The sequence below is a fragment of the Corynebacterium dentalis genome, from assembly GCF_900232865.1.
Classification (GTDB): Bacteria; Actinomycetota; Actinomycetes; order Mycobacteriales; family Mycobacteriaceae; genus Corynebacterium; species Corynebacterium dentalis.
Window position 1 is genome coordinate 99,191 of sequence record NZ_OCTS01000006.1, and the last position, 21,228, is coordinate 120,418.

The window sequence follows — 21,228 nt, forward strand, 5'->3', positions numbered from 1 at the left end:
CTACTGACCGGAGGGCCTATCCACCCACGTACTTCCGGCCTCGTGAATGTCCACGTTTCCGCCGCTGATTTTCGCCACCACTGATTCCAGCCGCGGCCCATCCCCTGCGGGCACTCCCAGTGTGAACTCAGCCTGGGCCGCGTAGTCCACGTTGACCACCTGGACGTCTTCGGTGCGAATGTCCGCCTCGAACCGTCCCGCATCCGCGTGTGGGACCGAAACCCGGAACAGGTCCACCGGCTCGTGACTCACGCGCGTGACCTGGGCCAGAACTTCCTTGGTCGCGTCTTGGTAGGCACGCACCAGCCCGCCGGTACCCAGCTTCACTCCACCGAAGTAACGCACCACTACGACGGTCACATCCAGCAGGCCACTTCCCCGCAGCACCTCGAGTATGGGTTGGCCAGCAGTTCCTGCCGGTTCGCCATCGTCGGAGGAACGCTCGATGGGTTGGGCCTCGTCCACGTGGACGATGAATGCGGTGCAGTGATGGCGGGCATCGGGATAGCGGGAGGCGATGGCGTCGATAAATGAACGGGCCGCACCTTCATCGGCAGTCCTGGCAACGAACCCGATGAACCGCGAACGTTTGATCTCGATCTCTGCACTCCACTCGCCGGTGGAGGGGCGCAGGTAGGGCTGGGAGTTAGCGGGCATGGATGCATTATCGCAGTTAGGGTTGAGTCCATGTTTAGTGTCTGGGCACCTAAGGCCAAAAATGTGGAGTTGGAACTTGAAGGTGCGCGCCATCCGATGGAGCGTCACGGTGAGTGGTTCCGGGTCGCCACGCCCAGGATCGAGGGTGCTCGCTATGGGTTTAGCGTGGATGGGTCCGATGTGTTTCCGGATCCTCGTTCTCGACGCCAACCTGATGGCATTCACGGTTTGTCGCAGGTCTGGATGAAGGACGAGCCCACTCAGACGCTAGGGCGCCCGCTCAAGGGCGAGGTGATTTATGAGCTGCACGTGGGAACGTTTACTCCTGCGGGGACGCTGGATTCCGCCATCGAGCGGCTTGATGGCCTGGTTGATCTGGGTGTCACTGCTGTGGAGCTGTTGCCTGTTCAGCCTTTCGGCGGGCAGCGCAACTGGGGTTATGACGGGGTCAGCTGGCACGCTGTGTCCGAGGTCTATGGTGGCCCGGATGCGCTGGCGCGTTTCGTGGAGGCGGCGCATGCCAAGGGCGTGGCGGTGATTCTGGATGTGGTGTTCAACCACTTCGGCCCAGACGGCAACTACACGGGGGTTTTCGGTCCTTATACGTCTGGCGGTTCCACAGGATGGGGCGAGGTCATCAACATCCAGGGTTCGCTCTCGGACGAGGTGCGTGCCTACATCTTGGATGCTGTGGCGATATGGACCAAGGAGTTCGGGATTGATGGACTGCGGTTGGACGCGGTGCATGCGTTGGATGATGTGGGCGCGGTGAGCATCGTGGAGCAGATTCGGGACGTGGCCGCGCCCAGCTATGTGATCGCGGAGACTGATCAGAATGATCCGAAGTACACGGAGACTTTCGGCGTGGCGCAGTGGAACGATGACATCCACCATGCGATCCACACGGCGGTGTCTGGGGAGAATCACGCGTACTACGCCGATTTCGGGACGGTGGAGGTGCTGGCCACCACGTTCCAACGCGTGTTCTGGCACGACGGTCGCTTTTCCAGTTTCCGTGAGCGCACCCACGGCCGGGCGCTGCAGAGTCCCGACTACTCAAAGTTCGTGGTTTATACGACCACGCATGACCAGACCGGTAACCGCGCTGCCGGTGACCGGCCGAGCATGAACTTGAGCGTGGAGCAGCAGTTGGCCAAGGCCGCGCTGGTCCTGATCAGCCCGTTTACGGTGATGTTGTTCCAGGGCGAGGAGTGGGGAGCCTCTACCCCGTTCGCATTCTTCGTGGATCACGAGGACCCGGAGCTCAATCGTTTGACCCGTGAGGGGCGGATGCGGGAGTTTGCCCGGGCGGGATGGAATCCTGAGGAGGTGCCAGATCCTGCGGCGGAGCAGACGTTCCTAGATTCCAAGCTGAACTGGTCTGAGCGGACTGAGGGCGGTCACGCCCACGTGTTGGCCGGATACAAGGAGCTGCTGCGGCTTCGCAAGGAGCTGCGCATGGCGGAGGCAGAACTGGTGGATGTGCGCTGGCACGCCGACGAGCCGTTAAGCGGTGAGCTGTTTACGGTGGCGCCGGTGACGGGATCTGGAGGCCTTAAATATAGTGGCACCCCAGCAGAGTCTGACGATCTTGCTGCAAGTAATACCCCGGCGGCTGGAAACGAGGACATCTCTGGCCGATGGGTCGAGTTGGTCTACCAAGCGCCGGAAAAGCTTGTCACGCTCACGGTCAATCTGAGCGACGAACCTGCGCGTGGGCTGGACGCTTGGAGCTATCGGATTGGGACCTCGTAGCAGTCGGGGACTTACCGGAATACAGTGCATGTAACGCTTATGAGGGACACACCATGAAACTGTCACAGATTGAATTCACCCATCAAGGAAAGCCCTGCGGCAGTTTCCGTATCCGTTCCATCGAGGAAAAAATTGGGGGCAAGCTTCCTGAGGACTACAAGAAGTTCATCAAGACGACTGGCGGTGGCACCCTCAGCTTAGAAAACACTACTCTTACTGGCATCAGTCTTCCCGACGGCGAAGAGCTCGAGATCAACGTTGAACAGATTTTCGGCAACGGCCATTCCGAGGATGATGACAATGACCTAGCTGACTATGCCAGCTTTCTCGACGAAGAATGGGAAATCCCCACAAAAGTGCTGCTCATTGGCAACCCCGGCGCCGGTATGCATGAGAGCTTCGCGCTCAACTATGACCTGGAGGGCTTCCCTCTTCATTCTGTCCTGTATCTCGACAATGACGAGCCTGGTCAGTTCACTTTGGTAGCTGAGTCTTTCGAAACGTTTCTCTAAAAGTTGAAACCCACGCCCGATTACGACCCTGACACAGCGGGCCAAGGGCAGCTAAGCGAGAAGATGCAACAAGACATCACAGGCGCACGTGAGGGAACCTTATCGCCACAATTGAAGGAATCCATTGCAGCTACACATATCGCCGATTATGAAGAAATCATTCGCCGCGCTGCATACAACTTGGCCTTAACTGAAGGCGGCTTCGGAGTATGGGGCAGTAACCCAGCTTGGCTACATCTCCTCGATGTCGTGTACTGGGCTGCTCAACAGGTGCAATCATCCTCTAGCCTCGAATCCTTCAACTGGCCTTTTTGGGAAGATACTCCATGGGACGGCAATGAATATCAATTCCCATCACTGATCCGCAGTTCTTTCCTATTGGAGGGGGATTTCGCTGGAGTAGCATGCAGCGAAGCCATGTTGAGAATCTGGTGGAAAAGGCGAATGGAAGCAGGTGTCCTCACCGAAACTTCAGACGGCTTCAAACTAAAGGATGACTACATCGCGACAATTCTCGAAACCCTGCGGTAGATACTTGATCATTCGCTGGGCATATCTGAGCTAAGACAGGATGCCCCATTGCAAAACCTGCCGCCGTTCAAGCTTGCTGCCCCATCGGCGGATGCTATGTGCTTTCACGGGCTTACCCAAGGTAGCTGTATAGCGTCGTCCTTTCCACCCCAAGACGTCGCGCGACCTCTGCCTTCGGTACGCCAGCGTTGACACATGTACGTGCCTGAGCCACTTGCTCATAAGTCAGCGCACGAGTGCGCCCTTTGTACACCCCACGCTCTTTCGCCCGGGCAATTCCTTCTGCCTGACGCTCCCTAATAATGGAGCGCTCAAACTCTGCCACCGAACCCAATAGCCCTAGCATCAGCTTGGCGATCGGGGTGGAGTCTTTTGAGTAGGTCTGCCCCTCCTTGAGGAACTTCACCGACACCCCTTTGCTGACTAGCTCGTCAACAATGGCATACAGATCCGTTAGGGAACGCGCGCACCGATCCGTCGACGTGACCACAAGCTGATCCCCCGCGCGGACATACCGCATCGCCTCATCAAGACCAGGCCGCTCACGCGATCCACCGCTGGCCTTATCGGTGTAGTAAGTAAAGACTTTCTCCGCCTTGAGTTGTTCAATCTGGCGCTCAAGATTCTGATCTTTCGAACTCACCCGGGCATAGCCCACCTTCTACCCCGAGATCACACCTAACTGTTCAGTGATCTCTAGAGGTAGTGACGGTTCTGTTCCATTAGCCATGGAACCAACCCTAGCGAACAGGATCTTTTGTCATTCTCAAAGTGTTCGTCTGGGGTGTACCCCACTTAGACGGGCACGAACTGGGGTCATTAAAAGCTCCGTCGCGAACTAAAGTTCACGACGGTTTGTAAAAAGTAGGGGACAAGCAGGTTGCGCCACAGGCACAGATTCAACAACCACACAAACACAAAAAGGGAAGACACTAAAGCCGCGCGGAAACAGGCTCAGAAACACAACACCGTCGGGCCGACGTTCGACCCTCGTTGCAACAGTTCAGCAACAGCTGTATAGTTCAGTGCATGCTGACTATTCCTTCGCGCTTGGACGTGATGAACCGATTGGGCCGGGCGATGGCCGATCCCACCCGATCCCGTATTCTCCTGACCCTGCTGGGCGGCCCGGCCTACCCGGCCGCTCTCGCCCGGGAGCTGGAACTGACGCGGTCAAATGTGTCGAACCACCTCACTTGCCTACGGGACTGCGGAATTGTGGTCGCCGAACCGCAGGGGCGGAAGACCCGCTACGAGATCGTCGACGCCCATCTCGTCCAGGCGCTGAACTCACTGCTGGATACCACTCTGGCTGCCGACGAGAATGCCCCATGTATTGACTCGGCATGTGACGTGCCCGGGTGCGCCACCGGAGAGGGGAACAGGTAAGTGGTAACTGATCTCCTGGGGGCGGTTGGTCTGTTTACCGCAACCAATATCGACGACATCATCGTGCTCTCGCTGTTCTTCGCCCGCGGGGCCGGCCAAGCAGGGACCACACTTCGGATCCTGGCCGGGCAGTACCTTGGTTTCGCGGGCATCCTCGCAGCCACGATCCTGGTCACCCTAGGGGCGGATGCCTTCCTGCCCACCGAGGCGATCCCCTACTTCGGGCTGATCCCCCTGGCCCTGGGACTGTGGGCGGCCTGGCAAGCCTGGCAGGGAGACGATGACGACGACGATGACGCGAAAGTCAGCGGAAAGAACGTAAGCGCCTTGATCGTCGCCGGGGTGACCTTTGCCAACGGTGGCGACAATATCGGCGTCTATGTCCCGGTTTTTCTCAACGTGGATACCGCCACCGTTATCATCTACTGCGTCGTCTTTCTGATCCTGGTGGCAGGCCTGGTCCTGTTGGCGAAGTTCGCGGCCACCCGTCCACCCATCGCGGAAGTTCTCGAACGCTGGGAGCATGTACTGTTCCCTATCGTCTTGATCGGCCTGGGTATCTTCATCCTCGTCAGCGGCGGCGCCTTCGGCCTTTAATAAGCTCATCCCCCGTGCCTCCTTTGGACTGGATGATGGAGACGATATGCGGCATAAGCCCCGCTTAAAGCGGGGCGTGATCAAAACCTGGGAGAGACCTGTGCGTACATGTACGCCTATGCGTATGCCCGCCCGCGGTGCGTTGGACGCGGAGAGGTAAGGCTCAGGCCACAGCCATGTAGAAAACACTCCCTAGGGCCCCGTCGGGATGTGAGACCCCGGCCGCGACGTGGGCAACCCGCCCACCGTGTTTTCAGTACAGTCGGACTCAACCAACCAAACAATGGCGCCGTTTCAGCTGAGGCGGCCGCCCTGGCGAGGAGGACACATGAAAGCATTGACCTGGCAGGCGTCAAATACGGTGAGCGTGGAGGAGGTCCCGGACCCACAGATCCAGGAACCCACCGATGCGGTCATCCGGGTCACCTCGACCGCCATCTGCGGATCTGACCTGCACCTCTATGAGGTGCTGACTCCGTTCATGGACAAGGGCGACATCATCGGCCATGAGCCCATGGGCATCGTCGAGGAGGTCGGCTCAGCCGTCACCCACATCAAGCCGGGGGATCGGGTGGTCATCCCCTTCAACGTTTCCTGCGGGCATTGCTTCATGTGTCGCCAGGGTCTGCAGTCGCAGTGTGAAACCACCCAGGTCCGCGAATACGGCACCGGCGCGCAGTTCCTCGGTTACTCGCGGCTTTACGGCTCGGTGCCCGGCGGACAGGCGGAGTACTTGCGCGTGCCGCACGCGGACTACGGGGCGATCAAGGTTCCCACCGTCGGTGAAGACGAGCGCTACCTGTTTCTTTCCGACGTCGTGCCCACCGCCTGGCAGGCCGTGGACTACGCGGCGGTCCCCGACGGCGGCTCGCTGGCGGTGCTGGGCCTGGGCCCGATCGGCCAGATGAGCGCCCGGATCGGCAAGCACCTGGGATACCGGGTGATCGCGACGGATGCAGTGCCCGAGCGTCGCGCCATGGCCGAGCGTTACGGCATTGAAACGCTGGATTCCTCCGAGGACGGCGTGGCGGAGCAGCTCAAGGATCTGACCGACGGGCGTGGCCCGAACTCGGTGGTCGACGCCGTCGGCATGGAAGCGCACGGTTCGCCGGTGGCCAGCGCGGCCCAGGCAGCCGTCGGCAAACTGCCGTCGCCGCTGGGGCGCGCAGCAATGGGCAGGGCCGGGGTAGACCGGATGAGCGCGTTGTACACCGCCATCGACTCCGTTCGCCGTGGCGGGACGATCTCGATCAGCGGCGTATACGGCGGCATGAAGGACCCGATGCCGATGCTGACGATGTTCGACAAGCAAATCCAGCTGCGTATGGGCCAGTGCAATGTGCGCTCCTGGACCGAGACGCTGCTGCCGCTGGTGGACGATCCGTCCGATCCACTGGGCGTGCTCGACCTCAAAACGCACACCGCGTCGTTGGAGGAGGCGCCGGCGATGTACGAGAAGTTCCAGAAGAAGGAGGACGGCTGCATCAAGGTGGTGCTCAAGCCGTAGTCCGGTCACGCAATTGACCTCCGACCCCGTCGAGGATCAGGGTCAACCTCTTTTCGGTGGACCCCTTTGGAGACGGAGTGGATAGCGCGGTTTGGGTTAGGGCGTGGCCCCTAAAACACGCAGCCAAGTCCAGACCATTTGCCAGGGGCCGAACTGCTCGCAGGGCAGCTTCATCGGCTGTTCCGACGGTTGACCTCATTAGCTGCGATCGTCTTGCAAAGCTCACTCGTTCAAATGGGGAGTCTGGTGTGAAGCTGCGTCCGACTGTTGACACTCAGTGGTTCGACAAGTTTGAGTAGCTACCGTTGAGCGCCAGGGCGTTGCACTGTAGTTAGTTCGTGGCTAACTCTGGGGGTCTCTACCTCTGCAACAGAGCCCGCCCCTCGGCTAATAGCACACACGCACGCGTGTGTGCTTGAAGAACTCTCACACTCACTGACCCACTGTATTCAACTACTACGTACCAGAGCTCGGAGAAAATCAGCCCCAGTCTTCCAGCAGACTCTTGAGTGATCTCAGCAGGCACCATGGTGCCCCTGTAAGAGTGGGTTTCTCTAAAAGCTAACTGCCCAAAAGAGGGGCAGGGGAACCGTGTATTGCTTACGGTATTGCACCCCCTAGCTCTCGGGAATCTCCTCTAGTTTCTTGAGTGCGGACATGTGATAGGCCACTGTTCTACGTGAAGCGTTCACTTCAGCTGCGATCTCCTTCCAGGTAGGAACGAGACCCGTCTCTATGTATTGGTCGTTGACATACTGAGAGATACGGGAACGGGTGGAACGTCCTCTAGCTTTCTTCCGCTGTTGCGTCTTTCGTAACTTCTCTAGTTCCTTTTGGGCGTACTCGCTGTCCCGATCGTTCCATCGTTCTGCAGCTTTTTGCCCGCCCTTACGTCCCATCGTGGCTAGCGCTTTACGCTCCCGTGCATTCACGCCGTCTGTAGCACCGCTAAAGGCGGACGCCCCAGACGAGCGGTTTTTCGACATCACGTAACCGCGCGCGCGATGCGCCATGGTCACACGATCACGCTGCGGCGGCATCTCAGGCTCACGGTTATCCGCGCCAATGGCCTGAACGATGTTGTAGGCGCGTTCGTATGCGTCGATGATCTTCGCATCCGTCATCCGTTCCCCCGCTTCGCGGAGACGGTGACCAGTGGCCAGTGCGTGCCGGAACGCTGTCTCGTCGCGCGCAGCGCGCCCCTCGGAGATCCACAACACCTTGACGCCGTCGATACGGTCACCGTCGAGTGCATCTGCGCTAAGATTTTCTGATTTCAGCGAGTCTAAGAGCGCGTGGGCTTGTTGAGCATGTTCGCGGTGTACGGACAGCCTCGATCAGCTCACGTCCACTAGAGAAGTTTTGCTTCTTAGTCTCGGTGGCGTGGGCTGGTTGTCCGATCACGGCGCTCACCTCGTCACGCAGATGGGCAAGTCGATCGACTCTGGCGACGTTGTACATGCCAACGATAAGCCGTGGGCATCGTCCGCTGTGTCAAACAGCGAGCGGGATAATCAGTGAGAGTGACAGGGCTCCACCAAGTAGTTCCGCCAAAGTTGTCATCACTACCCATAGAAGACGCGTGTAAGTGTCAACTTCCCTCTCATTAAGTTCGAGGGGATCAATTGGTCAAAAAAGGGTCTTTCGCATTCCGTCCCTCCCCAGTCTGATCCTGGCTAGCCCCGCCCATAAAGCGGCAGCACACGCTCCGTCACCAACGGAGCGAGATCGCCTGGCAGCTCAACACCTTCAGAGAAATCCAGCCACCGCAGCTCGGCAATCTCCGCAGCCGGTTGCGAGATAAGCGTCCCCGCATTCTCCTCCGGATCCCCTGGGCGATACTCAAACAAATGAGCCTTGACCAGAGCATCTGATTCATTGGCGGCGTCGGAAATAAAGGTCCCCAAGAGCGTGAGCTCGGCCGGCTGTACACGAACGCCCAGTTCCTCCGCCACCTCACGCACGGCAGCGTCGACTGCACTCTCCCCTAGCTCCGGCTTGCCGCCCGGGTGCATGAACAGCTCGGTGCCACGCTTGCGGACGGTGAGCATGCGACCCTCTGCGTTGAAGAAAACTACCGCGCTGACCTCGATGACCGTCTGCGAAGAACTTTGATCAGGCAAAGATTCCCTCCCACGTCGCCGCCTTCAGATCTCCCATCAGGGACGGGGACTTCGCCACGCGCATCTCCGGCGCCAGCATGTACTGCACCTCTTCCTCGCCATCAACCACCGTGAGGTAGACATCGGAATCGCCCTTATTCTGCGCAAGAACTCGGCGCAAACGATCCATATTCTCCGGCGTGGCCTGGTCCACACGCATGTGCAAACGCAGCGGAACTCCCGAACCAGCACCGATGGACAGCTCCGCGGACTTCAGATCCTCGCAGAACAGGCTCATGCGGTCATCCTTGTAGCGGATCCTCGCCTTAGCCAGCACGATGTTATCTTCAACAATCTGCGGCGCGACCATCTGATACGTCTTGGAGAACACCAACAGTTCCACCTGCGCGCCGTGGTGGTCCTCCACCGTGGCGATGACCCACGGCGAACCGTTGCGATCCACACGCCGCTCGACTGAGGAAATAATGCCGCCGATCTTGATCTCCTTGTTGTCCGCCAGCTCGCCGGACAGCACCTGGGTCAGCGGCGTATCCACCTGCGCCTCGAGTGCATCCTCAAAGCCATCCAGAGGGTGCCCGGACACGTAGAGACCCAGCATGTCTCGCTCCAGAGCCAGCTCGTGCTTGCGCTCCCACGTCTGATCCGGGACATCCACGCGGAACACGTCGCCCGCCTCACCCGCATCTAGCCCTGCGAACAGGTCAAACTGCCCCTTCGCCGCTGCCTTCTTCGTGGAAATCACGGCATCCACCGCGTCCTCGTGGATCAGCACCAGACCCTTGCGTGGGTGACCCAGCGAGTCGAACGCGCCCGCCTTGATGAGCGATTCGGTGACTCTCTTGGAGGCGGCCACGGCGTCAATCTTGTCGAGGTAATCGGAAAAGTCCGTAAAGAGGCCCTTTTCTTTTCTCGACGCAATGATTGACTCCACCACTTCTTCGCCCACGTTGCGCACGGCTCCTAGGCCGAAGCGGATGTCCTCGCCGACGGACTGGAAGGTATAGGCAGACTCGTTGACATCCGGGGACAACACCTTGATGCCGAGGTGACGACAGTCGGCGAGGTAGATCGCGGACTTGTCCTTCTTGTCAGACACACTGGTCAACAGCGCGGCCATGTATTCCGCGGTGTAGTTAGCCTTCAAGTACGCGGTCCAGAAGCTCACCAGGCCGTAGCCTGCTGCGTGCGACTTGTTAAACGCGTAGGAAGCGAACGGCAAGATAGTGTCCCACAACGTCTTGATGGCCGCGGCGGAATATCCGTTGGACTGCATTCCTGCTTCGAAGGTGGAAAACTCTTTTTCGAGCACATCGAGTTTCTTCTTACCCATGGCTTTACGGAATCCATCTGCCTGGCCAGCGGTGTAGTTCGCGACCTTTTGCGAGATCCTCATGATCTGCTCCTGGTACACGATCAGACCATAGGTCTCCTCCAGGATCTCCTGCAGCGGCTCTTCCAACTCCGGGTGGATGGGGACGATGGGCTTGCGTCCATTCTTACGGTCCGCGTATTCCCAGTGCGCGCCCACACCCATGGGGCCCGGTCGGTACAGCGCCAGTGCGGCCACGATGTCATTGAAGCCCGTAGGAGACATGCGCTTCAGCAGCTCCTGCATGCCGCCGGAGTCCAGCTGGAACACACCCAGGGTGTCGCCGCGGGCGAGCAGCTTATAGGCCGCCTCGTCATCCGTGGTCAGTCCCTCGAGGTCTAAGTCTTCCCCACGATTGGCCTTGATGTTATCGATGCAATCGCCAATGACCGTGAGGTTTCGCAGGCCCAGGAAGTCCATCTTCAACAGGCCAATAGCCTCACAGGCTGGATACGGCCAGCCCGTAATTAACGCGCCGTCCTGTTTGCGCTTCCACATCGGAATGCAGTCCAGCAGTGGCACGGAGGACATAATCACGGCACACGCGTGCACGCCCGCTTGGCGCACCACGCCTTCCAAGCCGAGGGCATCGTCGTAGATCTTCTTCACATCGGGATCGGTCTCCACCAGCTGACGAACTTCGGCGGCCTCGTTATAACGCTCGTGGTTGGGATCCGTAATGCCGGACAGCGGAATGTCCTTGGCCATGATCGCCGGTGGCAGTGCCTTGGTGATGCGATCCGCCATCTGGAAACCGGCCTGCCCGTAGTGAGCGCGCGCGGAGTCCTTGATTGCTTGCTTGGTCTTCACCGTTCCGAAGGTGATCACCTGGGCAATCTTGTCCTCGCCCCAGCGGTCCGAGGCATAGCGAATCATCTCGCCGCGGCGGCGATCATCGAAGTCGATATCGATATCGGGTGCGGACGGACGCTCCGGGTTGAGGAAGCGCTCGAAGAGCAAGCCGTGCTCGATCGGATCAATATTGGTGATGGTCAGCGCGTACGCCACCAGCGCACCGGCGGCCGAACCACGTCCGGGTCCCACGCGAATGCCCACGGAGCGAGCGTACTTGATCAGCTCCGCCACGATGAGGAAGTAGGACGGGTAGCCCTTCATGTCGATGACGTCGATCTCATACTTCGCCCGATCGATGTACTCGTCCGGAACCTGCTCGCCGGCGAAGCGCTCGTCCAGTCCCTTCATCACCTCGTGGGTCAGCCACGTGGTGGGAGTATGTCCCTCAGGGACTTCCGCGACAGGCATGCGGTCATGCGGGTGTTCTTCCCAGACCTCGCTGTAGTCCTGCACGCGCTCTGCGATGAGCAGGGTGTTATCGCAACCGTCTTCAACGATGTGATCCCACTGCGCACGTACATCCTCCGCGGTGCGCACATAAAAGCCCGAACCGGAGAAGGCGAAGCGCTTGCCGCCTTCGTCATAGGTGGGCTCATCCATTGTGGAACCGGACTGCACGCACAGCATCACCTCGTGCGCCGCGGCCTGGCTTTCCAGCACGTAGTGGCAGTCATTAGTTACGAGCGGCGGGATGCTGAGCTTTCGCCCGACCTCTAGCAGGTCATCTCGCACGCGCTTTTCAATGTCCAGGCCGTGGTCCATCAGCTCGAGGAAGTAGTTGTCCTTGCCGTAGATGTCCTGCCACATCGCAGCAGCTTCCACGGCCTTATCGAACTGTCCTAAGCGCAAACGAGTTTGCACATCGCCTGAAGGACAACCCGTGGTGGCGATGATGCCCTCGGCGCGCTCTGCGATGAGTTCCGCGTCCATGCGCGGCCACTTGCCCAGCTGGCCCTCGTAGCTGGCCATCGAACTCAAGTAGAACAGGTTGCGCAGTCCCGTGGCGTTTTCCGCCAGCATCGTCTGGTGCAGGTACGCACCGGAGGCAGACACGTCATCGCGCTTCTGCTCCGGGTTTCCCCAGCGCACACGGCTCAGGTTGAACCGGGACTCGGGCGCAATGTAGGCCTCGATGCCGATGATCGGCTTCACACCGGCGGCGGTCATCGCCCGGTAGAACGCGTCCGCGCCGTACATGTTGCCGTGGTCCGTCATACCCACCGCAGGCATGCCTTGGCGCACCACTTCTTCGGCCAGCATGTCGACCTTGGCCATGCCGTCGAGCATCGAATACTCGGTGTGATTATGCAGATGGACGAAAGAAGATCCAGCCATTAACGCATTTCCTACTAACTTCTTGCCGAGCCAGGAATCTTGACTACAAACATTTTGTTTCCGCCCAAAGGGCAATAATCCCACCGTAGTCTATCGATTGTGAAGCCAGATATTCGTTCCGTCGTTGAACACCTCGATGCCCCGTTTGCGGTGCTGGATCTCGATGCTGCGCTGGCAAATGCCGCCGATATGGCGCGGCGCGCTTCGGGTACCCCCATCCGCCTCGCCAGTAAATCCATCCGCATCCGCGGGCTGATCAGTCGCATTTTGGAAGAGCCCGGCTACCAGGGTGTGTTGGGATACAACCTCAACGAGGCCATCTGGCTGGTGGAATCTTCTACCAGCAACGATGTCCTGGTGGCCTACCCTTCTGCGCACCGCGAGGCCCTCCATCGCTTGATCACGGACGATCACCTCCGCCGGTGCATCACCCTCATGGTGGATTCAGTGGAGCACCTCGATTTCATCGATAGTGTGGTGCCCGCCAACGAGCGTGGTCCTCTTCGTATTTGTGTTGATATCGACGCCGCGCTCGAGCTCGGCAAGCTTCATATCGGAGCCCTGCGCTCCCCTATCCGCAGCGTTGACGAGGTACAAGAATTCGTCCGGGCGGTTGGCACCCGCAAGGGCTTTGATCTAGTCGGGTTGATGGCCTACGAAGGGCAGATCGCCGGCACCACGGATACCTCTCCAGCCGTAGCGATGATGAAAAAGTTCTCCACCCGGGAGCTCGCCCACCGCAGGGAGCAGCTGGTCAAGGCCGTCAATTCCGATCTCCGCAAGGCAGGCAAGCCCGCCTTGGAGTTCGTCAACGGAGGCGGCACGGGCTCCGTCGAAAGCACCTCGGCGGAAAAGGTGATCACGGAGATCGGCGCTGGATCGGGGATCATCGGCCCCGCGTTGTTCGATCACTACAAGAACTTCTCGCCGCAGCCCGCGGAATGGTTCGTTCTTCCCGTGGTGCGCCGCCCCAACCTCGAGACTGTGACGGTAGCGGGAGGCGGCAGAGTGGCGTCGGGCCCGATAGGAAAAGACCGACTACCTGTCGTGGACTGGCCACAAGGACTCAAGACCAGCTCGCTCGAAGGCTTCGGCGAAGTGCAAACGCCGCTGACCGGTGAGGCCGCACGCACCATGCGCATCGGCGATCACGTGTGGATGCGGCCGTCCAAGGCGGGCGAACAAACTGAATACATCGACACCGTGTTGGTGGTATCCGGCGGTGAGGTGGTCGACGAATGGCCCACCTACCGCGGTGAAGGAAGGAGCTTTGTCTAATGGCTAAGAACACGTGGAGCAACTGGTCCGGGGTGGCAACGTCCAACCCCACGCGAATCGCTCAGCCCAGCAGCGAAGGCGAGGTGCAGGAGATCATCCGCACCGCGGCCGAATCAGCGGGTCGGGTCAAGGCAGTCGGCGCGGGCCACTCCTTTACGAGCATGGCGCAGACGGACGGCACACTGGTGAACCTGGATAACCTCAGCGGGCTGGTGGAGTTCAACAAGGACAAGATGACCGTCACCCTGCGGGCTGGAACGCGCCTGCGCGATGTGCCGGATCTTCTGCGTCCTTTGGGTGTGGCGTTCGCCAACCAGGGAGATGTGGATCCGCAGTCCGTGGTGGGTGCGATCAGCACGGGTACGCACGGCACCGGCGCGAACTTCACTGGTTTCGCGGGGATGGTGCGCAGTTTCTGCATCGTCACCCCGGACGGCCAGGTTCGCCACGTGTCTCCGGAATCCGAAAGTGCTGTGGACCGGGAGCTGTTTGACCTCGCCCGGATTTCCCTGGGCGCATGGGGCATCGTCACCGAGGTGGAAATGTCCGTGGTGCCGACGTTCGTGCTGGAGGCCAGCGAGGTTGCCGAGCCCCTCGATCAGCTGGTGGCTAACTTCCCGGCGCGCTGTCACGCCGTGGATCACCTGGAGTACTACTGGTTCCCGCAGACGTCCGTGGCGCATGTGAAGACCAATATTCGACGCCCAGGCGGCACGCCGACCCACCCTATTCCCCGGTGGAAGTCCGTGATGGAAGACGAGGTGCTGAACAATGGCATCTTCGGGGCAATGAACCAGCTCAGTGGACTCGTTCCTGCCAGCACGTATCCGCTGGCTAAGTTCTCGGCGAAGGCGTTGGCGCAGCGCGAGTACTCAGACGTGGCCCACGGGGTGTTCGTGTCTAAGCGTCGCGTGCGCTTCAACGAAATGGAATATGCCGTTCCGCTGGCGGATGCCACCGAGGTGCTTGCCGAGGTGCACCGTGCGATCAATAACAGCGGTGAAGAGGTGCTGTTCCCCATCGAGGTGCGATGCACGGGTGCGGACGATGTTCCAATGTCCACCGCCAAGGGACGCGAATCCTGCTACATTGCGGTGCACCGCTACTTCAAGCAGGACCACTGGGCGTATTTTCGCCGGATCGAGCCAATCTTCAAGGCTGCGGGTGGCCGCCCTCACTGGGGCAAGTTGCACAGCCTGACGCACGAGGATCTGCTGGAGCGCCACGAGGATCTGGCGCGCGCTAGCGAATTCCGCAAGCAGATTGATCCGCAAGGGTTGTTCCGCAACGCGATGGTGGATCGGATCTTCGGCTTGTAGGACGAGGGAGCTAGCTTTCGAGCGGCACGGAGGTAACTCGTGCTGCTCGAGCAGCGCGAGTTTTTCGCGCATTCATCGCGAGGTCGAACACGAAGATCGCCAGCGCCACCCAGATGATGCAAAAGCCCACCCAGCGGCCGGTTTCGATGAACTCATGGGTGACAAAGACTGCCCATACAATCTGCAGCATCGGGGTGATGTACTGAATCATGCCCAGGCTGGTCAGCGTCATTTCATGCGCGGCGCGCGCGAAGCAGAGCAGCGGCAAGGCAGTGACCACGCCCGCCAGCATCAGCAGCACCGCGTGGCTGGGTCCGTCTTGAACAAAGGTGTTGCTCCCCTGGGTCTGCAGCCAGATCACGTAGGCCAGTCCTACCGGAGCCAGCACCATCGTTTCTGCCATCAGAGAGATCTGCGGAGACAGAGTCACCTGCTTTTTCACCAGGCCGTAGATACCGAAACTGAAGGCCAGCAACAGGGAGATCCACGGCGGATTGCCCAGCATCAAGGTCATGATCAGCACGGCAACCACCGCCAAGCCCACGGAAACTATCTGCAACCTGCGCAGCGATTCCTTCAGCACCACCACGCCCAGCATCACGCTCACCAGCGGGTTGATGAAGTAACCCAGTGCGGCATCGGCCACGTGATCATTATTCACTGCATAGACGTACACGCCCCAGTTCACGGAAATAACCACGGCCGCCACCGTCACTAGGATCCATTCCTTGGCGGTGAGCGTCTTGAGCTTTTTCAGGCTGCGTATCAGGGCCAAGACAATGCCCATGAATACGAAAGTCCAAAGGAACCGGTGAGACAGGATCTCTAGCGGTTGCGCGGGCTTGAGCAGCGGGAAGAAGGCGGGGAACATGCCCCACATGCCATAGGCCAGCCAACCCCAGATCACGAGCTCTCCCCTGCCGTTGGTTCGCTGACAGGCCGGATCCCGATTCGCCCGTATACGGCACCTGCATCCGCAGGTTCCACGGCGGCGATTGCTGAATCCTCCGCCACCGCTCGCAGCTGCTCAGGGGTTCCGCGTACCAGCACGCCTTCCACCTTGATGTCGCTCGGCTTCACTCCGGCACCTTCAGCCATTTGCTCGGCCGCACCACGCAGAACGTCCGCGCGACGAAGGCCACTGGCCGGTTCCGGGATCACCCACTGCACCGGCCCCACCAACAACGTGCTGACACGCAGGTCCGGGTCGCTCACAGAGCCCGCCAGCTTGCTTGGCGCCATCGGAGCGCGCGGAGTCACCAGCGCCCACCGCGGCTGATCGCCCTGCGCCTGCTCCAGCTTCTGCTCCGACTCAGCGAAGTACTCCTGCGAGGTTGCCACATCAAACGGGCCTAGCTGATCGCCGTTAATGTTCTGCGGCTTCGACACTCGGTCCGAGCTAGACAGCGCCAAGATACTGACCAGCAGCGCAATCAGACACAGCACAGATAGCCACGCCACCCATGCCGGGCGGCGAGTATCCTCCCAATCCAACTGACGCGAGCGCTTCTTATCCGCCGCCACCTGCTGCGACTGCCGTGCGGAGAATTGTGGATCTTTAGACACCGTTGACCTCCCTCAACACCTGCAGAGCATGATCCAAATCATCCGGGTACTCAGAGGTCACCGTCATGAACTCCCCATTGGGGTGCGGGAATCCCAGCGAAACCGCATGGAGCCACTGCCGGACCAGTCCCATCTTCTTGGCCAAGTTGGGATCACTGCCGTACACCGGATCCCCCACCAGCGGATGGTGCATGGAGGAAAAGTGCACGCGGATCTGGTGCGTGCGGCCCGTCTCCAACTTCACTTCCACCAGCGTTGCCTGGCGATGAGCCTCCAGCGTGCTGTAGTGCGTCACGGCGTGCTTGCCATCATCTCGCACTGCGAACCGCCAGCCGGCGGAAGGATGCCGGCCAATCGGGGCATCGATGGTGCCATCCGTGGGGTCCGGGTGACCCTGCACCAGGGCGTGATACGTCTTGGTCACCTCACGCTGCTTAAACGCCCTTTTCAACACGGTATAAGCACGTTCGGATGCCGCCACGATCATCACTCCGGACGTTCCCACGTCCAAGCGTTGCACGATTCCCTTGCGCTCGGGAGAACCTGACGTCGAAATTCTAAAACCAGCAGCGGCCAAACCAGCCGTGACGGTAGGACCCTCCCAACCCAACGTCGGGTGTGCCGCCACGCCCACCGGCTTATCCACCACAATCACGTCATCATCCGAGTAGAGGATGTTCATCCCCTCCACGTGCTGCGGCGGCTCCGCAGCCAGGTCACGCGGCGGTTCAGGCAAAGTCACATCCAGCCACGCGCCAGCCAACAAGCGATCCGACTTCCCCACGACCTGGCCGTCCTGCAACACGTCCCCGTCGACAGCCATCTCCGCCACGACACTTCGGGACAGGCCCAACAATTTGGACAGGCCTGCGTCGACCCTCATCCCACCGAGCCCGTCAGGCACCGGCATCACACGATTCTCCCTGGTCATCGTGCCACCTCGCCGTCCATGGCAGGTTGTTGTTCCTTATTTTCGACGACAACAACAAACCACAAATACACCACCACACCCACCGTGATGGCCGCATCCGCCACGTTGAAAATTGCGAAGCTGCCGAAAGAGAAAAAGTCCACCACATGGCCATGCAGCGCACCCGGCGAACGGAAAATCCTATCCAGGAGATTGCCACATGCACCTGCGCCGATCAGCACCGCAGGCGCGGCCGCCCACCACGAACGCACGCGAAACAGCGTGACCACGCACACCACTGTGGCGATGATCTGGAAAATCGAGAAAACGATGGTGGCATCCACGCCAAAGGAAAAAGCGGCACCCGGATTGCGAATCAGAAACAGGCGGAACCACTCGCCGATGATGGGGTACGACGTGCGCGGATCCAAATTTTCAACAACCAACCACTTGGTGAGCTGATCCACGCCCACGATCACCATCAGCAGGACTAGCGATAGGACGGTCACTCGTTGGGATTTCACAAAGAGACAGTCTAGTAGTCCCCCGCCCTGGCGCTGGAATCCGCAAGCGGTTTGGTGGAGGTTTGGGCTGGGTTTGGTTGGCGTTCGGCTGGCGTGGGTTGGTTCGGGTTGGTTCGCTTCGGAAGAGGGCGGCGGGCCAACTGTTAGGCTGAGTAACCGTGGTAGACCGAAAACTTCGCATAGTGAAGGCGGTGATGGTCACGCTGACCATCACCGCCGTGGCTGCGTGTGGCACTGACGCCGACCAAGCCCCCGCCGCCGTGGACGCACCCGTGGAGGGTGTGCGCGTGACGCTGGTGGATGCCGGCGAGGCTCCCAAACAGCCGTTGGTGTGGTTCACCGCGCCGGAGGAACAGCAGGTGGAGTACGCCTACACGCGCGGGCTGGAGCAGCACACGGAGGTCGATCAGGCGATGAAGCGGCGTCTGGATGCGGAGGCTGCGGCTTCTTCCGACTCTGCAAGCGTCGAGCCTTCCAGCGCAGAGACAAGCTCCTCCGAGTCTGCCGATGCGTCCGCACCTGAATCCGCCTCCGGCACTGATGCGGCCAACACCGACGCAGCCGAGTCCGGCTCTAACTCCGATTCCGAGCTGAACAAGGAAGACTTCAACGTTCCTTATAGCGAAGTGACGATGAAGTTGCCGCTGACGGCCAACATCCAAACCGATGGCGACGTGCGCACCAGCACCGTCACCGTGGGCACCCCCACTGGCGATAACACCGAGCGCAATGAAGACATCGCCTCCGCCGAGGGCTTCCGCATGACCTCCGAGCAGGACAGCAGCGGTCGCACCCAAACCCGCTCCTTCTCCGCGCCGGAAGGGGCCACCGATTCCGCCCGCGCCAGCGTGGAGGAGGCGCTGGTGCAGATGAATAACCTTCCGCTGGTCTTCCCCTCCGAGCCGCTGGGCCAGGGCGCGAAGTGGACTGTCTCCAATCGTGTGGACGATGGTGGCATGTCCCTGCTGCAGGACGTCACCTACACCGTGACGAGCAAGCAGAATAAGACGGTGACGCTGGCAGTTTCGGTGGATCGTCGTCCGGCCACGCAGTTTCTTGCGGGCACTGATTTGAAGATTCTCGACGTCAGCACCGAGTCTTCCGGGCAGATCACCGTAGACCTCACGCATCCGCTGCCGCAGCGTGGATCGGTGAACCTGACCACTACAACTCGCTATGGCAAGGACGATTCCGCCACCGAGGTAGTGCAGAAGTCCACCAGCAAGAGCACTTGGTCCTAGCTGCGGGGGCCGTGCGGCAGGCAACTGCCCACCTCACCGCGGAAGCGCGCCATCACACTAAGCCCGGCCCGCAATCGTTGCGGACCGGGCTTGAGCTGCAACTGCTACAGCAGAAGCTACAGCGCCTGGTTACACATCGGCGGGACCTGGTCTGGAACCACGTTGGTCACCAGGTCACACGCCCACTTGCGGTCCAGCTTGTACTTGCCGTCCTGTTGCACGAACTCCACACCGGAGATCAGCTGTGGCTCACGGTCCGGCATGATCAGGTTGACCGAGGCGGTATAAATTCCCGGCAGAGCCGATGGCAAGACAGGCTCCTTGACCTCGAAGGTCGCGCCGGAATCAACGCTGGCCTTGGTCAGCGCGTCGAACAGTTCAGGAGCTTCCTGGCCACCCATCACGGTGTCTAGCTTCTGGTCCGTGGGCACGTTGGGATCCACTGCGCGGGCCAGCACGGTCTGCAGGTCAGCTGCGGTTGGAGCGGTCTGCGCTTGGCTGGAGGTAGTGGTGGTGGACGTAGTGGTATCCGGGGTATCCGACTCGTCGTCGCCGCAAGCGCTCAGGGTCAGGCCGGCGCCGAGCGCGGTGGCCAGTGCAAGAGCCTTCAGGGAAGCCTTACGCATGAGAAATATTGCTCCTTGTTTCATGTGAGCCACAGTGGGTTTTGATAGGCACCCATGTTACACATGTTAATCGTGTGACTACTAGCCTGAATCCTATGGATCGCAATTCCACCCCTCAGAAGCCACCCGAGTACACCACATCTGCCCCAGTCATTGCCATCATCGGCACCGGCGGAACCATTTCCTGCACCACCGATAGCAACGGCGATCTCACCCCGTCGCTGTCCATCGCGGACATCGCCGAGCAGGCCGGGGTCACCGATATGCCGACGTGCGAGATTTCTTGTTTCGACGCCATGAGCCTGGATTCCTCCGCTCTGCAATTGGAAGACATCGATGCCCTGATCAGCGAGGTTGTCACGTGCGCCGAAACCACACGCGCCCAAGGTAAACAGTTGGCTGGCGTGGTGGTGGTGCACGGTACGGACACCATGGAGGAAACCGCCATGGCCATGGACGTAGCACTCGGTGCGAGCATTCCAGTAGCTATCACCGGAGCGCAGCGCCCAGCGGACCATCCGCAAGCGGACGGCCCAGGGAATCTGAAGGATGCCGTTGCCCACCTCCTAGAGGGCACACAATCCTCTGCGGAAAACTCGGCCACGCGCCGCCCTCACATTGTCTTCGGCGGGAAGGTTCTCCCCGCTGCGGGCACAACCAAGACGCACACCACGGCGGATGCGGGCTTATCGTATGAGGCTGCCGAGAGCAGGGCGTCGTTCCTCAACACGGAACCCACGCCCACCCGGTTTTCCGGATGGAACGTCCCCATCCTGGACGCGTACGCCGGCGCCGATGGGCAGCTCGTGCGGGCGATGATGGGCGGGGCCCGGCGTGGTGAGATTCCTCCTATCGACGCCATGGTTGTCGCTGGCCTGGGCAGCGGAAACATCCCGCCACTGATGGCAGACGCGCTGTTCGAGGCCATTTCTAACACCGGGATGCCGGTGGTGGTGTGCTCGCGGGTGCCAGAGGGTGGTGTGCACTTTGTCTACGGCGGCTCAGGTGGTGGTGCCAACTTGGCGCGGCACGGGATGATGTCCGGCGGAAATCTGCGACCATCTCAGGCGCGCATCGGGCTCATTGGGTACCTCGCCCGCAAGGCTAGAAACGAGAATTCCGGAGAACGCTAAA

The 21,228-nt window shown here is 60.2% G+C and carries 21 protein-coding genes; 11 read left to right on the top strand and 10 right to left on the bottom strand.

What is annotated here, in order from left to right; all coding sequences use genetic code 11:
• A complete protein-coding gene (locus CS919_RS07795) occupies positions 1-657 on the bottom strand; it encodes an IMPACT family protein (protein WP_099298931.1) in 657 nt (218 codons plus the stop codon).
• 30 nt (positions 658-687) lie between these two features.
• Between CS919_RS07795 and treZ the strand changes: the two genes are divergently transcribed.
• From treZ to CS919_RS07810, 3 genes are all read left to right on the top strand, one after another.
• The gene (treZ, locus tag CS919_RS07800) at positions 688-2,412 is read left to right on the top strand and encodes a malto-oligosyltrehalose trehalohydrolase (RefSeq protein ID WP_099298932.1); all 1,725 of its coding nucleotides are present in this window, start codon (positions 688-690) and stop codon (positions 2,410-2,412) included.
• 53 nt (positions 2,413-2,465) lie between these two features.
• The gene (locus tag CS919_RS07805; protein ID WP_159460964.1) at positions 2,466-2,924 is read left to right on the top strand and encodes an SMI1/KNR4 family protein; all 459 of its coding nucleotides are present in this window, start codon (positions 2,466-2,468) and stop codon (positions 2,922-2,924) included.
• 63 nt (positions 2,925-2,987) lie between these two features.
• Positions 2,988-3,455, top strand: a complete 468-nt coding sequence (locus CS919_RS07810; RefSeq protein WP_099298933.1) for a hypothetical protein — start codon at positions 2,988-2,990, stop codon at positions 3,453-3,455.
• 112 nt (positions 3,456-3,567) lie between these two features.
• On the opposite strand, the gene CS919_RS07815 is transcribed toward CS919_RS07810, so the two are convergent.
• A complete protein-coding gene (locus CS919_RS07815) occupies positions 3,568-4,113 on the bottom strand; it encodes a recombinase family protein (protein ID WP_234990869.1) in 546 nt (181 codons plus the stop codon).
• Between the two features lie 371 nt (positions 4,114-4,484).
• On the opposite strand from CS919_RS07815, the gene cmtR reads away from it, so the two are divergent.
• The 3 genes from cmtR to CS919_RS07830 all read left to right on the top strand — a co-directional run bounded on the left by cmtR (position 4,485) and on the right by CS919_RS07830 (position 6,948).
• Positions 4,485-4,844 carry a Cd(II)/Pb(II)-sensing metalloregulatory transcriptional regulator CmtR gene (cmtR, locus tag CS919_RS07820; protein ID WP_099298934.1) on the top strand — a complete coding sequence of 120 codons (360 nt, stop codon included), beginning with the start codon at positions 4,485-4,487 and terminating at the stop codon, positions 4,842-4,844.
• Positions 4,845-5,441, top strand: coding sequence for a cadmium resistance transporter (locus tag CS919_RS07825; protein WP_099298935.1), 597 nt, complete (start codon positions 4,845-4,847; stop codon positions 5,439-5,441).
• Between the two features lie 328 nt (positions 5,442-5,769).
• The gene (locus CS919_RS07830; RefSeq protein WP_099298936.1) at positions 5,770-6,948 is read left to right on the top strand and encodes a zinc-dependent alcohol dehydrogenase; all 1,179 of its coding nucleotides are present in this window, start codon (positions 5,770-5,772) and stop codon (positions 6,946-6,948) included.
• Positions 6,949-7,565: 617 nt separating this feature from the next.
• Here CS919_RS07830 and CS919_RS07840 read toward each other — a convergent pair.
• Entirely contained in the window at positions 7,566-8,168 is a 603-nt protein-coding gene (locus CS919_RS07840) for a hypothetical protein (RefSeq protein WP_099298937.1), read from the bottom strand.
• A gap of 163 nt (positions 8,169-8,331) precedes the next feature.
• On the opposite strand from CS919_RS07840, the gene CS919_RS10725 reads away from it, so the two are divergent.
• Entirely contained in the window at positions 8,332-8,469 is a 138-nt protein-coding gene (locus CS919_RS10725) for a hypothetical protein (protein ID WP_159460965.1), read from the top strand.
• A 155-nt stretch (positions 8,470-8,624) separates the two neighbouring features.
• On the opposite strand, the gene CS919_RS07845 is transcribed toward CS919_RS10725, so the two are convergent.
• Entirely contained in the window at positions 8,625-9,071 is a 447-nt protein-coding gene (locus CS919_RS07845) for an NUDIX hydrolase (RefSeq protein WP_268803776.1), read from the bottom strand.
• Entirely contained in the window at positions 9,064-12,630 is a 3,567-nt protein-coding gene (dnaE, locus tag CS919_RS07850) for a DNA polymerase III subunit alpha (RefSeq protein ID WP_099298938.1), read from the bottom strand. The genes CS919_RS07845 and dnaE overlap by 8 nt, the downstream gene beginning before the upstream one ends.
• A 99-nt stretch (positions 12,631-12,729) precedes the next feature.
• Between dnaE and CS919_RS07855 the strand changes: the two genes are divergently transcribed.
• Together CS919_RS07855 and CS919_RS07860 are read left to right on the top strand one after the other, a co-directional pair.
• Positions 12,730-13,908, top strand: coding sequence for an alanine racemase (locus CS919_RS07855; RefSeq protein WP_099298939.1), 1,179 nt, complete (start codon positions 12,730-12,732; stop codon positions 13,906-13,908).
• Positions 13,908-15,227, top strand: coding sequence for a D-arabinono-1,4-lactone oxidase (locus CS919_RS07860; protein ID WP_099298940.1), 1,320 nt, complete (start codon positions 13,908-13,910; stop codon positions 15,225-15,227). The genes CS919_RS07855 and CS919_RS07860 overlap by 1 nt, the downstream gene beginning before the upstream one ends.
• Positions 15,228-15,237: 10 nt before the next feature.
• On the opposite strand, the gene rarD is transcribed toward CS919_RS07860, so the two are convergent.
• Genes rarD through lspA form a run of 4 tightly spaced genes read right to left on the bottom strand, consistent with a single transcriptional unit; the run spans position 15,238 to position 18,227 of the window.
• Entirely contained in the window at positions 15,238-16,134 is an 897-nt protein-coding gene (gene rarD / locus CS919_RS07865) for an EamA family transporter RarD (RefSeq protein ID WP_099298941.1), read from the bottom strand.
• A complete protein-coding gene (locus CS919_RS07870; RefSeq protein WP_200818361.1) occupies positions 16,131-16,793 on the bottom strand; it encodes a hypothetical protein in 663 nt (220 codons plus the stop codon). The genes rarD and CS919_RS07870 overlap by 4 nt, the downstream gene beginning before the upstream one ends.
• Entirely contained in the window at positions 16,786-17,724 is a 939-nt protein-coding gene (locus CS919_RS07875) for an RluA family pseudouridine synthase (protein WP_200818362.1), read from the bottom strand. Before CS919_RS07875 ends, CS919_RS07870 begins: the two co-directional genes overlap by 8 nt.
• Positions 17,721-18,227 carry a signal peptidase II gene (gene lspA / locus CS919_RS07880; RefSeq protein ID WP_099298942.1) on the bottom strand — a complete coding sequence of 169 codons (507 nt, stop codon included), beginning with the start codon at positions 18,225-18,227 and terminating at the stop codon, positions 17,721-17,723. The genes CS919_RS07875 and lspA overlap by 4 nt, the downstream gene beginning before the upstream one ends.
• A 182-nt stretch (positions 18,228-18,409) precedes the next feature.
• On the opposite strand from lspA, the gene CS919_RS07885 reads away from it, so the two are divergent.
• Positions 18,410-19,468, top strand: coding sequence for a hypothetical protein (locus CS919_RS07885; protein WP_143341772.1), 1,059 nt, complete (start codon positions 18,410-18,412; stop codon positions 19,466-19,468).
• 116 nt (positions 19,469-19,584) lie between these two features.
• Here the strand turns inward: CS919_RS07885 and CS919_RS07890 are convergent, their stop codons facing one another.
• Positions 19,585-20,094 (bottom strand): WKL family lipoprotein, encoded by a 510-nt coding sequence (locus CS919_RS07890; protein ID WP_200818363.1) that lies wholly within the window; start codon positions 20,092-20,094, stop codon positions 19,585-19,587.
• A 95-nt stretch (positions 20,095-20,189) separates the two neighbouring features.
• Here CS919_RS07890 and CS919_RS07895 point away from each other — a divergent pair, with 95 nt between their 5' ends.
• On the top strand, positions 20,190-21,227 hold the full coding sequence (locus CS919_RS07895) for an asparaginase domain-containing protein (RefSeq protein WP_099298945.1): 1,038 nt from the start codon (positions 20,190-20,192) through the stop codon (positions 21,225-21,227).
• Position 21,228: the final 1 nt, after the last annotated feature.